This is a genomic window from Pseudomonas sp. P97.38, assembly GCF_001269745.1.
GTDB lineage: Bacteria > Pseudomonadota > Gammaproteobacteria > Pseudomonadales > Pseudomonadaceae > Aquipseudomonas > Aquipseudomonas chlororaphis_E.
In genome coordinates this window covers 314,057-328,177 of record NZ_LHVJ01000009.1, presented here as the reverse complement: position 1 = coordinate 328,177, position 14,121 = coordinate 314,057, and the positions used below count along the sequence as shown (strand labels likewise).

Sequence of the window (14,121 nt, the reverse complement as noted above, 5' to 3'; positions counted from 1 at the left end):
CAGCCGGACGCTCGCCGGGGTTGACCACCGTGGCGCCAGCCATCACATTGCCCCTCGGAGAGCGTTTCGCTGTGTTGCCGACTGTGTGGAGCCCATGACCGCGTCGATCCCGATCCGTCCCCCCTGCCCGCCTGGCGTCTGTGATTGCCAACGCGATGAGTTGCTGCAAACGCCCGGCAGTGACGTGCGCATCCTTTGCCTCAACCGCCAGGAAGAAAAGCGCTTGCTCGAACGCCTGGAGAACATCCAGAGCCTCGACGAACTCCAGCACTTGCAACAGCGCTTGTACGAGAACCTTGGCATCCGCCTGAGCATCGAGCCCGGCTACAACGAAGTGCGCACCATGCGCGGTATCGCCATCGAGTTCCAGGCGCAAGCTGGACTGTGTCGCAAAATTCGCCAGTCGATCCCCAGCGCCATCCGCCGCGGGCTGGAAAGGCGCCCGGAAATCGCCTGGCGCCTGCTCGATGCCCACGACCTGTTTCGCGACGCCTAGAAGTCGACCGTCGCCGACAGCAGGTAGGTGCGCGGCGTCGACAGCGTCAAGCCCGGCTCGCTGTCATCCGAGGCCCCGGCCGAACTCCAGTAGCGCTTGTCGGCCACGTTCTCGACGTTGGCCCGCAGGGTCACGCGCTTGTCATCGACCTTGAAGCCATAGCGGGCGCCGACATCGAAACGAACCCAGGAATCGATCTCCTTGTCGTTGGACGGGTCCAGGTACTGCGAGCTGGAGTAGATGCCGCGGCTGGTCAAGGTCAGGCCCTGCACCGTCGGCACATCCCATTCGGCGCCCAGGTTGACGTTGTACTTGGGCGTCGCCGGCGCCCGGTTGCCGTCGAAGGTCCCGCCCGTGGTGTTGGTCAACTCGCTGTCGATGAACATCACCCCGCCGAGCAAGCGGGTGCCCTTGAGCGGCTCGCCGAACACGCTCAGTTCCACCCCGGTGTTCTCACGCTTGCCGTTCGGGCCAAAGACCCGTGTCGTCGCGTCGGTGGCATAGGCCGGCTGCTTGATGCGGAACACGGCGGCGGTCATGGCGAACGGGCCGGTGTCGTATTTGGCGCCGACTTCCACCTGACGGCTGATGAACGGCGGGAAAATCTCGTCCTCGTTCACCGAGGTCGAGGGCGCGATCTTGCCCTGGCTGAGGCCTTCCATGTAGTTCGCATACAGCGACAGCTTGTCGGTCGCCTTGAACAGGATACCGCCGGACGGCGAGACCTTTTCTTCATCGTAGGCGGTCACGCCCTTGACGTCGTTCGACCAGTCATCGACCTTGACCCGCTGCCAGCGCGCACCGAGGGTCAACAACAGTCGGTCGTCGAAAAAGCCCAGGGTGTCGGACAACGCCACGCCGCTGAAGCGATTTTCGGCGTAGACCTTGTCGTCCTGGCGCGTCGGCGTGCCTGGCGTTGGTGTGTCCACCGGGTCGTACAGGTTGCTGCGACCGTTGGCATAGCGGGCGCCGCCGTTGGTGAAGTCCATGTAGAAGTAGCTGGCCGCGAGGTTGACCTCATGGCTCACGGGCCCGGTGTGGAACCAGTTGCGCACGCCGGCGGTGGCCGTCCGGACGTTTTCGTCACGGGTAAAGTCGCGGGGCGAAACGGTGAAGTCACCGGCGTCGTTGGTGACTGAAACGGCATGGCGGAGAAAGTCGTGGTTGCTTTTGCGTGCGCCCACGCCGCCATACAGCATGACGGCATCGCTGACGTCGAATTCGGCGTTCACCGCGCCGAACGTGTCGGTGGTGCGCGCCTTGCTCCAGGCCTGGGCATAGTTGCTGCGAACATCGCTGGCGTGGGGCACCTGGGCGTTGGCGCCGACCTGCACGCGCTCCTGGGGGGCGTCGGTGTCGCGCTCGGTGTGGCCGATGTCCGTCGAGAGCCGCAGGCGTTCACCGCGAAAGTCCAGGCCCAGCACCGCCATCTCACGGTCCACGCTCTGGTGGTCCCATTCGGTGTCGCCGGACTGCTTCACGCCATTGAAGCGCAGGCCGAACTGGTTCTCCTCACCGAAACGCCGGCCGACATCCACCGCGCCGCCCAGTTGGTTGTTGGAGGCATAGCTGCCGGTGAACGAGTTGATGGGGGTGTCGGTGGCCCGCTTGGGCACCACGTTGATCCCGCCACCGACGCTTCCCCTCGGCGAGATACCGTTGATGAGCTGGGTCGGCCCCTTGAGGATATCGACGCGATCGGCCATCTCCATGTCGATGGTGTAGGTCGGCAGGACTCCGTACAGGCCGTTGTAGGCGACATCGCTGTTGAACAGGCTGAGCCCGCGAATGGTGAACTGTTCGTAGCGTCCGCCCGCCGGGTTGGTGGCCCGCACCGATGGGTCGCTGGCGATCAGGTCACCGAGGGTGCGGGCCTGCTGGTTCTTGACCGCTTCGCTGGTGTAGGTGGTCATGCTGAACGGCGTTTCCATGAAGTCCCGCGACCCCAGCAGGCCTTGGGAACCGCGCCGTGCGACCTGGCCGCCGGCATACACGGGGGCGTCCGTCGCACCGTTGGCCCCGAGGATCGAGGTCGGCGCCAGTTGCAGGCTGCCGCCTTGCGGCGCGGGCATCAGGATGTAGGCCTGCTCACCCACCGGTTGCAATTGCAGGCCGGACCCTTGCAGCAACCGGGCGAAGCCTTCTTCGACCCCGTACTCGCCCGAGAGCCCGGCGCTGTTGCGCCCGCTCACCAACGCCGGGTCCACCGACAGGTTGACGCCCGCCAGCCCGGCAAACCGGGTCAGCGCCGTGCCCAGGCTGCCGGCAGGCACCTGGTAGCTGCGCCGAGCGGCCTCCTCGGCCTGGCTTGAAGCGATGAAGAAAGGGCTGGCGCTCAGGCTCAGCAGGAGGCTGAGGTTCAACAGCGGGCGCCAGCCGGCGAAGGCCGGGCGCAAACGCAACGGTACAACTGCGGACATGGGGAGGCGCTCTCATTTTGTTCGATTGCCTTGAATGACAAGCGAGACAAAAAAACGGGACAGGCTTCAGGCACTATTTTTTCGAAGCGTCAGGGTGACCCAGTAACGGGTGCGCAGGTGCACGTCCATCGGCAGGCTGGCCGAGAGCAGCGCCAGGATCCGGTCGGTGTTCTCCAGACGGAAACTGCCGGTGACGCGAAGCGACTCCAGGGCTTCGTCCCAGCGCAGTACACCTGGGCGATAGCGGGCCAGATCCCGCAGGAAATCGCCCAGTGGCTGGTCCTGCGTCGTCAGCACGCCGTCGCGCCACCCCAACTGCAACACATCGAAGCGGCGCACCGAGCCTGCGCCCGTGGCCTGGAAGTCGACCTGCTGGCCCGGCTCCAGCCCCAACAGCGGCCCACGCAACGGTTGCACCTGCGCCGCACCGCTGAGCACCGACACCCGGCATTCGTGCTCGCTCAAGCGCAGGCACGCTTCCCCCCGACTGACGCTGATCAACCCATAGGGCGACTGGATCGACAGCGGCGCGTCCCCCACCACCTTGAGGGCCATTTCGCCGCGCAGCAGCACCAGACGCCGCGTGGCGAGGTCCAGGTTCACGGCGCTGTCGGTGTTCAGTTGCAAGGCGCTGCCATCGGCCAGCGCCCAACGTCGCTGCTCACCGGTGGCGGTGTGCAGGTCGGCACGCCAGACATCCAGTGGCAGCTCTCGCCCCAGCAACCAGGCAGTGGGCACCAGCGCCGCGACACCCAATGCCCGCTTGAGCACCGCACGGCGGGCCATGGCCGGGCGATCCAGGGTGGCCATGCCCACGGAAGCCGGGACCGCAGCGAAGCGCTGGCGCAAGCGCAGGGCCTTTTGCCAGGCCGCCTCGTGATGAAGACTGCTGTCGCGCCAGCGTTGCAACGCGGCGGTGTCGAATGCCGCGTCGGCCGACTCCAGCAGTGTCAGCCAATGGGCCGCCGCCCGGGCGGCGTCGCGGGCTTCGGGTGATGGGCCTTGGCGGTTCAAAAGTCCACCAGCAGGCAGTGTTCGTAGGCCTGGGCCATGTAGCGCTTGACGGTCCGCTCGGACACCTGCAAACGCTCGGCGATCTCCCGATAGCCCAGGCCTTCGAGCTGGCTCCAGAGAAAGGCCCGCCGTACCAGGGGCGGCAGGCCGTCGAGCAATTCGTCCAGGGCGTGAAGGGTTTCCAACAGCAACCAACGCTGTTCGGGGGACGGCACGCAGGCTTCGGGCAGGCTCGCCAACGCGTCGAGATACGCCTGCTCCAGGTTGCGTCGGGTGTAGAAGTTGCTCAACAGTCGCTTGCCGACCGTCAGCAGGTAGGCCCGGGGCTCCTGCAGCTCGGCCAAGGCCTGGGAGCTGGCGAGCACGCGCAGGAAGGTATCCTGGCGCAGGTCCGCCGCATCCCAGGCATTGCCCAGGCGCCGTCGCAACCAGTTTTCCAGCCAGCCGCCGTGGTCACGGTACAACGCGTGGAGGGAGTGTTCCGTCGGCGAAGCTGCATCACCCATGTCAAGAAGCCTGTGCAAGGTCTTAAATGAGACTGATTCTAATTAATGTTCATGAACGAATCCAGGCTCTTTGGCTGATGCCCTGCACGCCAGCGAAAAAAACGGCGGGAGCCGAGGCCCCCGCCGATGCGCAGTGCTTGAAGGTGGGCTGACCCAGAGATCAGTGACTGGCGTGCAGCGCCTTGGGCACTTCCGGCATGGCCGAAGAGTGATGGTTGATGATCTTCCACTGCCCGTCGAGGCGCTCGTAGAGGAAGGTATAGCGAGCCTGGACGTTGCGCTTGGAGCCGTCGGCATTGGTCAGGGTGAAGGTGTAGACCCCACTGTCCATGGCCGCATCGGGGCCCATGTGGCGAATTTCCCGGTAGTTGATCTGCCCCACCGGCTTGCCGACCAGGAAATGGTCGAAGTAATCCTGGATCTGCGCCGGCGTGGTGCGCACCTTGTTGGACAGGGTCGGTTGCAGGACCGCATCCGGCGCATAGAGGCCGGTCATCGCGCTGGCGCTGCCAGACTTCAGCGTGGTGTTCCAGCGATCGAACAGCGCGGCAATTTCCTGGTCATTCACGTTCTTGGGCTGTTCGGCCACGGTGCGGTACACGTAGGGCGTGGCATCCACGGCGTGGACAAATGGCGTGGTCAGCAGGAAAAAAGCGGCCAGGGTGAAGGTTTTCATTTTCATCGCAGGGTTCCTTTGGGTTTCAATGGCCCCACTTTGCCGGCCCGCGCTGGCGCCGCCATCGGCCAACCGGTGCCGCTCGCCTATGCCATTCGGCAGATAGGCCCGGTGCCGTCGACACGTTTTAATGACGTCACCGCGAACCCTTGCAGTCTCTTTTCATGCTGGAGCCCCCCATGCAAAGCCCGCCCCATGACCCCGGCAGCGCCCTGGCCATCCGTAGCCAGTACCGGCAATCCCAGAGCCGCGCGGCACGCCTGGGCCTGTTGCTGGGCACCGGGCATGAACTGACCCAGCTGCCCCTGGCACAGATGCGCCAACGCGCCGTGCAGCGGGCCTGCGCGTTCATGGCCATGGACCACGGCCTGCTGCTGGAATGGACACCGGAGGCGCCGGTGCGCGCCATTGCCAGCCACGGCAGCGGCGAGCGCCTGGCACTGCTGGCCAGCTTCGCCCAGCCGCCGTCGCCCGGCCCGCAATGGCAGGAGCACCCTGGCAGCGCCCTGCCCCAGGTCTTGCGGGTGCCGTTGCGCGCCTCCGACGGCGCGGTGTTCGGGGCGTTGATGCTGGGCAACAGCGTGGCCCTCGGGGCGCCGGACACCGAGGACATCGAGTCGCTGCAACTGCTGGCGACCCTGCTGGCGGCGCACCTGGAAAACAGCCGGCTGCTCGAAGCGCTCCAGGCCCGCGAGCGCACCATGTCGGAGCTGGTCCATCGCCTGTTCAGCGCCCAGGAGGCCGAGCGCAAGCGCGTCGCCTACGACCTGCATGACGGCCTGGCGCAGAACCTGGCCGGGTTGCATCAGCGCCTGCAAGGGTTCGCCGGGCGCTGCCCGACCTTGCCGCCGGCGCTGGCCAGCGAGTTGCGCACGATTCTCGACCTGGCCCAGGGCTGCGTCGGCGAAGGCCGGCAATTGATCGGCGGCTTGCGTCCCCACGTGCTCGATGACTTCGGCCTGTACAAGGCGGTCGACAAGGAAGCCGACCGCCTGCGAGAGGCCGGCCTGGCGGTGACCTGGGCCGAACACAGCACCGCCCGCCTGCCCGGCCACGCCGAGATCGCCCTGTTCCGCATCGCCCAGGAAGGCATCAATAACATCCTCAAGCACGCCCAGGCCCGGCACGTGAGCCTGGCGCTGGCAGTGGGCGATGATTACGCGGCGCTGCGGGTGGAAGATGACGGTCGCGGCTTTGCCCTGGAACAACCCATCGAGGCCTGTCACCTGGGCCTGGCGGCCATGCAGGAACGGGCCAGCCTGCTGGGCGGCCAGCTGTCGTGCATCAGCCAGCCCGACGCAGGCACCCGACTGTTGGCCCGCGTGCCACTGCCGGCCCAGGGAGTACAGCCATGAACCGTCCCCTGCGCCTGTTGCTGGCCGACGATCACGAAGTCACTCGCACCGGGTTTATCAGCATGTTGGCCGGCAGCCCGGGGTTCGAGGTCGTCGGCCAGGCCCGCGATGGCCAGGAAGCCCTCGACCTGTGCGAACGGTTGCAACCGGACATCGCGATCCTCGACATCCGCATGCCGGTCCTCAACGGCCTGGGGGCGGCGCGCATCCTGCAGCAGCGCCAGCCGGGCATCAAGGTGGTGATCTTCACCATGGACGACAGCCCCGATCATCTGGAAGCTGCCATCGGCGCGGGTGCGGTCGGTTACCTGCTCAAGGACGCCAGCCGCGATGAAGTCCTCTACGCCCTCATGCGGGTCGCCGCGGGCGAAGAAGCCCTGAACAGCTCAGTCAGTGCCCGCCTGCTGCGACGCATGGCCGAACGCGGTGCCACGGGCGCGGCGCCTGTCCAGGCCCTGACTGCCCGGGAACGCCAGGTGCTGGGCCTGGTGGCAGCCGGTTTCAGCAATCGGGAGATCGGCGAAAAACTCGGCATCGCCTCCGGCACCGCCAAGGCCCACGTGGAGCGCGTCATCGGCAAGCTCGGCGCCGCCGACCGGACCCAGGCCGCCGTGCGCGGCGTGGCGCTGGGGCTGGTGGCGCAGCCTTCGGGGCAGTGGCCATGAGGTTCCTCGCCGCTCGCCGTTGGGCCGACCTGCCGTTGCGCGGCAAGGCCCTGGTGGTGATCTCGCTGCCGCTGGTGGTCCTGTTGCTGTCGCTGGTGCTGATCTACATCACCGAACGCCAGACCGCACGCGCCGAGGAGGACGTGCGCCGGGTGTTGCTCGTGCAGGGCGATATCCAGACCGTGCACACCCTGCTGGCCGAAGCGGCGGCCAGCGTGCGCGGCTACCTGCTGACCCGCCGCGAGGACTTCCTGCCCAGCTACGAGCAGGCCACGCCGCTGATCCAGGCCGCGTTGCAGCGCTTGGACCACAATATCCGCGATGCCCGGATGCGCGAGCACCTGCAGACCATCACCCCGCTGATCGCCGACAAGCTCGCCGGACTGGTTGCGTTGCGCGCCAACCACGGCGACGACCCCGGAGCCATCACCGCCATCCTGATCGAGAACAAGCAGGTGCTGGACGTCTTGCGCGAGCAGATCAGCGCCATGCGCATACGCGAAGACGCCCTGCTCGCCGACCGCAGCGCCGCCGCCTCGGCCACGCGCATGCGCCTGTTGTTCGCCACCTTGCTGGCCGCCGTGTGCGGCCTGCTGGGGGCGATTGTCGCGGTGCTGTTCTTGTCCAAGGGCATCGTCGCCCGGGTGCAGCAGGTGCAAGGCAACGCCCAACGCCTGGCGCTGGGCCAACCCTTGCTGCCGCAGCCGCCGGAGCAGGATGAGATCGGCCAGCTCGGCACGCGCCTGATCGAGGCCGGACAGTTGCTGGCCGAACGCGAACGGGCGCTGCGCGACAACGAGGAACGCCTGCGCCTGATCATCGATGGCGTGAAGGACTACGGGATCTTCGCCCTCGATGCCCAAGGCCACGTCACCACCTGGAACGTCGGGGCCGAGCGGATCAAGGGCTACACCGAGCAGGAGATCCTCGGCCGGCACTTTTCCCTGTTCTACCTGGCCGAGGAGTGCCCGGAGCACCCGGACATGGCTTTGCGCGAGGCCACCCGGGACGGGCACTACATGGAGGAAGGCTGGCGCTGTCGCAAGGACGGCAGCCGTTTCTGGGCCAGCGTGGTCATCACCGCCCAATACGACAGCACCGGCGCGCTGCGCGGTTTTTCCAAGATCACCCGCGACATCACCGACCGCCGCGCCGCCGAGATCGCGCTGCGCACGGCGCGCGAAGAAGCGGAAAGCGCCAGCCGGGCCAAGAGCGAGTTTCTTTCGCGCATGAGCCACGAACTGCGCACGCCGCTGAACGCGATCCTCGGCTTCGCCCAGTTGCTGGACATGGATTCCAACGCCGGCCAGCGGCCCCAGGTCAGTCACATCCTGCGTGCCGGCCAGCACCTGTTGGCGTTGATCAATGAAGTGCTGGACATCGCTCGGATCGAAGCCGGACGCCTGCCATTGAACATCGAGCCGATCGCCCTGGCGACGGTGTTGCACGAAGCCCTGACGCTGGTCTCTCCCATGGCGGCCGATGCCGGCATTCGCCTGGTCGAGTTGCCGCCCCTGGCTGACGACAGCGGCGTGCTCGCCGACCGCCAGCGCCTGGTGCAGGTGCTGCTCAACCTGCTGTCCAACGCCATCAAGTACAACCGCCCCGGCGGTGAGGTGCGCATTGAAGTGAGCGTGCGGCAGCGACAGGTGAGCATCGCCGTCATCGACACCGGCCAGGGCATCGACCCGGCCCTGATGGACCAGTTGTTCAAGCCTTTCGAGCGCCTGGGGGCCGATCCCAAGGTCGAAGGCACCGGCCTGGGATTGTCCTTGAGCAAAAGCCTGCTGGAAATGATGCAGGGCCAGCTCCAGGTCCACAGCGAGCCGGGCCACGGTTGCTGCTTCACCCTGCAATTGCCCGCCGCCCAGGTGGCCGGCGCCGGCCTGCCGCCCATCGCCACCCTGGCAGCGCCCCACGCGCCGGTCGAATACCAGGGCAAGGTGCTGTGCATCGAGGACAACCTGTCGAGCCTGGCACTGATCGAGACCCTGATGCAGCGTCGCCCCGGCATCCAGCTGTTGTCGAGCATGCAGGGCCAGTTGGGCCTGGACCTGGCTCGCCAGCACGCCCCGCAGATGATCCTGCTGGACGTCACCCTGCCGGATCTGGAAGGCCTGGAAGTCTTGCGTCGACTGCGCCAGTCAGCGGCCACCGCATCCACGCCGGTGCTGATGATCACCGCCGACGCCAGCGACCTGACCCACCGCGCCCTGCGCGAGGCCGGCGCCACGGCCATCCTGACCAAACCTATTCATATCCAGGCCTTTCTGGGCCACCTCGAACAGTATCTACCGGAGCCCGCATGAATCGCGACTTGCGCATCCTGATCGTCGACGATCAACGCCCCAACCTGGACTTGATGGAACAACTGCTGGCCCGCGAAGGCTTGCACAACGTGCTCAGCAGCACCGAGCCGTTGCGCACCCTCGACCTGTTCAACAGCTTCGAGCCGGACCTGGTCATCCTTGATCTGCACATGCCGGCGTTCGATGGCTTTGCCGTGCTGGAACAGCTCAACCGGCGCATCCCGGCCAACGACTACCTGCCGATCCTGGTACTGACCGCCGATGCCACCCGCGACACCCGCCTGCGCGCCCTCGCCCTCGGCGCCCGAGACTTCATCAGCAAGCCCCTGGACGCATTGGAAACCATGCTGCGCATCTGGAACCTGCTGGAAACCCGGGCGCTCTACAAGGCCTTGCGCGAATTGATACCGTCCCAGCAGATCGAGCTGCTCAGACAGCATCGACCCACTGCCGAGTCTCGCTAGCGCGATGGCGGTCAACGCAGAGCCCGGTAGACGCATGTCCCTGTGGCGAGGGAGCTTGCTCCCGCTCGGTTGCGCAGCGACCGCCAGCAGAGCTGGCAGACCAGGAAAAGACCGCGCGCTCAATGCCCGCGAATGTAATGCTCCAACTGCCGAATCAGGTCTGCTTGTTCAACGATAGCTTGCTTGACCAGGTCACCAATCGACAACAGACCGATCAACTGGCCGTTATCCAGCACCGGCAGGTGCCGCAGGTGGCTGTCGGTCATGACTTCCATGCAGCGCTCGATGCTCTGCTGGCTGTCGGCGGTGATCACCGGCGTGCTCATGATGGTGCGCACCGGGGTGCCCACGGACGAACGCCCGTGCAGGACCATTTTGCGTGCGTAGTCACGCTCGCTGAACACCCCCACCACCTGCCCGTCTTCGATCACCGGCAAGGCCCCGACATTCTTCTCGGCCATGATCTGCAACGCTTCGAGCACGGTCTGTTCCGGCGCGATGCTGTGGACCTGCTGGTGCAGCACACTTTTGAGTTTCACCAGTTGAGCGGCGGTTTTCATGGCAAATTCCCGGTTTGAAATAATGGCGTGCTTGTAAATCCTTGGATGGCAAGGGCGCTTGCGCCCTCGCCATCCCGTGCTCGCAGGTCAGCTTTCACCAATCTCCACCACGTCACCGTTCAAGCGCACCGGCCATACTCGCAGGCGCTGCTCCGGGTATTCCAGGCAATGGCCGTCTTCCAGGCGAAAATGCTGCTTGTACATCGGCGAGGCAATCACCAGCTCGCCCTTGATGCTGCCCAACAGGCCGCGGCCGATGACATTCGCACCCGACTTGGGGTCGCGATTGTCGAGGGCGTACAACGGCTTGTCCTGCTGCTCAGGCAGGTACAGCAGCGCAACCTGGCTGCCCTCGTGCCAGGCGACCACGCCGGAGTTGGCCACCAGGTCCTCGCGGCTGCACAGTGCGCGCCATTGCACAGGCGCCTGGGCGACTTCGCGAGTGGAAAGACGAACGACGTTTGACTGGCTCATCAGAGCACCTCCTCGGTGACGGGAATCAGGTGAAGTTCGCCGGCATGAACCGGCCGGCGCTGGCCGCGTTCCCTGACGAAATGAACGTCCGGATCGCCGCGGCCATCGTTGACGAAGGTCCGGAAACGCTTGAGCTTGTCCGGATCCTTGAGGGCGTTGGCCCATTCGCATTCGTAGCGGTCGACCACCAACTGCATCTGGGCTTCGAGCTCGGCGCCCAGGCCCAGGCTGTCGTCGATGATTACGTCCTTGAGGTAGTCCAGGCCGCCCTCCAGGCTTTCGCGCCAGACCGAGGTGCGTTGCAGCTTGTCGGCGGTGCGGATGTAGAACATCAGGAAGCGATCGATGTAGCGGATCAGCGTGGCGTCATCCAGGTCGGTGGCGAACAGTTCGGCATGGCGTGGACGCATGCCGCCGTTGCCCGCCACATAGAGGTTCCAACCCTTCTCCGTGGCGATCACGCCAACGTCCTTGCTCTGTGCTTCAGCGCATTCGCGGGTGCACCCGGAAACGGCGAACTTGAGCTTATGCGGCGAACGCAGGCCTTTGTAGCGATCCTCCAGGGTCAGGGCCATCTGCACGCTGTCCTGCACGCCGTAGCGGCACCAGGTGCTGCCCACGCAGGACTTCACCGTGCGCGTGGATTTGCCGTAGGCATGACCGGTCTCGAAGCCGGCTTCGATCAACTCGGCCCAGATGTCCGGCAACTGGTGCAACTGGGCGCCGAACAGATCGATGCGTTGGCCGCCGGTGATCTTGGTGTAGAGGTCGTATTTCTTCGCCACCACGCCGATGGCGATCAGTTTGTCCGCCGTGATCTCGCCCCCGGCAATGCGCGGCACCACCGAATAGGTGCCGTTCTTCTGCATGTTCGCCATGAACGTGTCATTGGTGTCCTGCAACGGCACCAGGGACGGGTCCATGATCGGCTGGTTCCAGCACGACGCCAGGATCGAACCCACCGCCGGTTTGCACAGGTCGCAACCGGTGTGGCCACGACCGTGCTTGGCCAGCAGCTCATCGAAACTGATGATGCCTTCCACCCGCACCAGGGCGTACAGCTCCTGGCGGGTGTAGGCGAAGTGTTCGCACAGGCTCTTGTCGACGCTGACGCCACGGGCGATCAGCTCGTGTTCGAACACCTGCTTGACCAGGGCAGCGCAGCCCCCGCAACCGGTGCCGGCCTTGGTGTCGCACTTGAGTTGGCCAAGGTCCGTGCAGCCACTGTCGATGGCCGAACAGATCGAACCCTTGGTGACGTTGTGGCACGAACAAATGGTTGCCGCGGCGGGCAATGCGGCCGGGCCCAGGGTCGGCGCGCCTTCGGAGGACGGCAGGATCAGGCTGGCCGCGTCCTTGGGCAACGCGATGCCGTTCTGCATGTACTGCAGCAAGGTGTCGTAGTAACTGTTGTCACCCACCAGCACCGCGCCGATCACGCGCTTGCCGTCGGCGTCCACCACCAGGCGCCGGTAGCTGGCGCTGGTTTCGTCGATGAACTGGTAGCTGCGCGAACCCGGCGTATTGCCTTGGGCGTCGCCAATGGAGCCAACGTCGACCCCAAGCAACTTGAGCTTGGTAGACATATCGGCGCCGGTGAAGGCTTCGCCGTGCTCACCGCACAGTTGCGCGGCGACGCTGCGGGCCATCTGGTAACCCGGAGCGACTAGACCGAAAATGCTGCCGTTCCAGGCCGCGCACTCGCCGATGGCGTAGATGTCCGGGTCGCTGCTCAGGCATTGATCGTCGATCACCACGCCGCCGCGCGGGCCGATGTGCAGGTCGCTTTGGCGCGCCAGGGCGTCCTGGGCGCGAATCCCGGCGGAAAACACGATGAGGTCGGTTTCCAGGAAGTCGTCGCTGCCGAAATTCATCCGATAGCGGTACTGTTCGCCGGCGCTGATGGACTGGGTGCCCTTGGACAGGTGCACGCCGACGCCCAGCGATTCGATACGGGCCTTGAGGGCCAGGCCACCTTGCGGGTCCAACTGCACCGGCATCAGACGCGGGGCGAATTCCACCACATGGGCTTCGAGGCCGAGACTCTTGAGGGCATTGGCCGCTTCCAGCCCCAACAGCCCGCCACCGACCACCACGCCACGCCGGGCATTGTTGGCGGCGGCCCGGATGGCATCCAGGTCTTCCAGGGTGCGGTAGACCAGGCAGGCGTCCCCTTCGGCGCCGTCGATCGGCGGCACGAACGGGTAGGAACCGGTGGCAAGCACCAGTTTGTCGTAGCTGATGCGCTCGCCGGCGGTGACGACCTGACGGGCCTGGCGGTCGATCTCCAACACCGGCACGCCCAAGTGCAGCGTGACGCCAGGCGTCTTGTACAGCGCGGCTTCGCCCAGGGCCAGGGATTCGGCGTCGCGGCCGGCGAAATACTCGGACAGGTGCACGCGGTCATAGGCGCGCATCGGCTCTTCGCTGAACACATGCAGGCGGTAATGATTGAGGGCACCGCGCTCCACCAGTTGTTCGACGCAATGATGGCCGACCATGCCATTGCCGATCACGATCAGCGTTTGCAGCTTGTTCAGAGACGCAACGTTGGAATTCATAAAAGCACCCGACAAAAGCCCATCACGATTTTTGAAAGCAAAAAAAAGACGCCTGAAACCTTGCGGTTCCAGGCGTCTTTGCCTGTTCTGTGCGGTATCGACCCGGCGACTGCGCCCCGATCTACCGATATCCCCCGGCCTGCTGGCGCTCGATCTTCGTTGACCGACGGGGCTGCCCACTCGAGTGTGTTCGCGGTGGGCCTGGACAGGCTCTTGCAGCGAGCGTGCCAACCCACGCATCGCAACGCTGCACGCCGTTGCAGCCCTTGCGGGCATGGGTTTACGGGCACCGGCGCCGGGGCTGCAAGCATTCAGGCCTCAGGCCAACGATTGCATTCCCATGGTGCGAGCCGGTGCAGTTGGCTTCATAAAAGTGCAGCCTGCCGGTGCACGGCAGACCTCATCCTTTGAAGAGGCAGCCGCTATTCGCGGGCAAGCCCGCTCCCACAAGGGATTTGGGATATACGCAGCCTTTGCATACCGCCCAATCCTGTGGGAGCGGGCTTGCCCGCGAAGACGGCGGCACATTCAGCCTCTTCATGACAGACACACCGCATTCGCGGGCAAGCCCGCTCCCACAGGGGCTGGCGCTGTTTGGGTTCTTTCACAAACAGCGGCTAT

The 14,121-nt window shown here is 65.5% G+C and carries 12 protein-coding genes; 5 read left to right on the top strand and 7 right to left on the bottom strand.

Translation table 11 applies throughout. From position 1 onward, the window contains the following. The first annotated feature begins 94 nt into the window (after positions 1-94). Positions 95-496, top strand: a complete 402-nt coding sequence (locus tag AD664_RS03440) for a hypothetical protein (protein ID WP_053144406.1) — start codon at positions 95-97, stop codon at positions 494-496. Here AD664_RS03440 and AD664_RS03435 read toward each other — a convergent pair. The 4 genes from AD664_RS03435 to AD664_RS03420 form a co-directional block, all read right to left on the bottom strand. Then, positions 493-2,916 carry a TonB-dependent receptor gene (locus AD664_RS03435; RefSeq protein WP_053144404.1) on the bottom strand — a complete coding sequence of 808 codons (2,424 nt, stop codon included), beginning with the start codon at positions 2,914-2,916 and terminating at the stop codon, positions 493-495. The two genes, AD664_RS03440 and AD664_RS03435, sit on opposite strands and share 4 nt — an antisense overlap. Before the next feature lie 66 nt (positions 2,917-2,982). Next, a complete protein-coding gene (locus AD664_RS03430) occupies positions 2,983-3,930 on the bottom strand; it encodes a FecR domain-containing protein (protein ID WP_053144402.1) in 948 nt (315 codons plus the stop codon). Beyond that, complete coding sequence (locus tag AD664_RS03425; protein ID WP_053144401.1) at positions 3,927-4,436, bottom strand: sigma-70 family RNA polymerase sigma factor; 510 nt, start codon at positions 4,434-4,436, stop codon at positions 3,927-3,929. The genes AD664_RS03430 and AD664_RS03425 overlap by 4 nt, the downstream gene beginning before the upstream one ends. 160 nt (positions 4,437-4,596) lie before the next feature. Continuing rightward, positions 4,597-5,118 (bottom strand): SgcJ/EcaC family oxidoreductase, encoded by a 522-nt coding sequence (locus tag AD664_RS03420; protein ID WP_053144399.1) that lies wholly within the window; start codon positions 5,116-5,118, stop codon positions 4,597-4,599. A 173-nt stretch (positions 5,119-5,291) separates the two neighbouring features. On the opposite strand from AD664_RS03420, the gene AD664_RS03415 reads away from it, so the two are divergent. From AD664_RS03415 to AD664_RS03400, 4 genes are read left to right on the top strand one after another with little or no spacing between them, the layout of a single operon-like run. After that, positions 5,292-6,467, top strand: coding sequence for a sensor histidine kinase (locus tag AD664_RS03415; protein WP_053144397.1), 1,176 nt, complete (start codon positions 5,292-5,294; stop codon positions 6,465-6,467). Continuing rightward, positions 6,464-7,132: a response regulator transcription factor gene (locus AD664_RS03410; protein WP_053144395.1), complete on the top strand. Its 669-nt coding sequence runs from the start codon at positions 6,464-6,466 to the stop codon at positions 7,130-7,132. The genes AD664_RS03415 and AD664_RS03410 overlap by 4 nt, the downstream gene beginning before the upstream one ends. Next, positions 7,129-9,441, top strand: a complete 2,313-nt coding sequence (locus AD664_RS03405; protein WP_053144393.1) for an ATP-binding protein — start codon at positions 7,129-7,131, stop codon at positions 9,439-9,441. Before AD664_RS03410 ends, AD664_RS03405 begins: the two co-directional genes overlap by 4 nt. After that, entirely contained in the window at positions 9,438-9,905 is a 468-nt protein-coding gene (locus AD664_RS03400; protein WP_042728114.1) for a response regulator, read from the top strand. Before AD664_RS03405 ends, AD664_RS03400 begins: the two co-directional genes overlap by 4 nt. Before the next feature lie 119 nt (positions 9,906-10,024). Here AD664_RS03400 and AD664_RS03395 read toward each other — a convergent pair whose 3' ends face one another. The 3 genes from AD664_RS03395 to nirB all read right to left on the bottom strand — a co-directional run bounded on the left by AD664_RS03395 (position 10,025) and on the right by nirB (position 13,500). After that, positions 10,025-10,465 (bottom strand): CBS domain-containing protein, encoded by a 441-nt coding sequence (locus AD664_RS03395; RefSeq protein ID WP_042728115.1) that lies wholly within the window; start codon positions 10,463-10,465, stop codon positions 10,025-10,027. A gap of 87 nt (positions 10,466-10,552) precedes the next feature. Beyond that, complete coding sequence (gene nirD, locus AD664_RS03390) at positions 10,553-10,939, bottom strand: nitrite reductase small subunit NirD (protein ID WP_042728116.1); 387 nt, start codon at positions 10,937-10,939, stop codon at positions 10,553-10,555. Beyond that, on the bottom strand, positions 10,939-13,500 hold the full coding sequence (gene nirB / locus AD664_RS03385; RefSeq protein WP_053144391.1) for a nitrite reductase large subunit NirB: 2,562 nt from the start codon (positions 13,498-13,500) through the stop codon (positions 10,939-10,941). The genes nirD and nirB overlap by 1 nt, the downstream gene beginning before the upstream one ends. Between the last annotated feature and the right edge of the window lie 621 nt (positions 13,501-14,121).

Coding starts and splice junctions, on each gene's coding strand:
- nirB (WP_053144391.1), bottom strand. CDS start 13,500: ATGAATTCCAACGTTGCGTCTCTGAACAAGCTGCAAACGCTGATCGTG.
- AD664_RS03425 (WP_053144401.1), bottom strand. CDS start 4,436: ATGGGTGATGCAGCTTCGCCGACGGAACACTCCCTCCACGCGTTGTAC.
- AD664_RS03395 (WP_042728115.1), bottom strand. CDS start 10,465: ATGAAAACCGCCGCTCAACTGGTGAAACTCAAAAGTGTGCTGCACCAG.
- AD664_RS03405 (WP_053144393.1), top strand. CDS start 7,129: ATGAGGTTCCTCGCCGCTCGCCGTTGGGCCGACCTGCCGTTGCGCGGC.
- AD664_RS03420 (WP_053144399.1), bottom strand. CDS start 5,118: ATGAAAATGAAAACCTTCACCCTGGCCGCTTTTTTCCTGCTGACCACG.
- AD664_RS03410 (WP_053144395.1), top strand. CDS start 6,464: ATGAACCGTCCCCTGCGCCTGTTGCTGGCCGACGATCACGAAGTCACT.
- nirD (WP_042728116.1), bottom strand. CDS start 10,939: ATGAGCCAGTCAAACGTCGTTCGTCTTTCCACTCGCGAAGTCGCCCAG.
- AD664_RS03440 (WP_053144406.1), top strand. CDS start 95: ATGACCGCGTCGATCCCGATCCGTCCCCCCTGCCCGCCTGGCGTCTGT.
- AD664_RS03400 (WP_042728114.1), top strand. CDS start 9,438: ATGAATCGCGACTTGCGCATCCTGATCGTCGACGATCAACGCCCCAAC.
- AD664_RS03415 (WP_053144397.1), top strand. CDS start 5,292: ATGCAAAGCCCGCCCCATGACCCCGGCAGCGCCCTGGCCATCCGTAGC.
- AD664_RS03435 (WP_053144404.1), bottom strand. CDS start 2,916: ATGTCCGCAGTTGTACCGTTGCGTTTGCGCCCGGCCTTCGCCGGCTGG.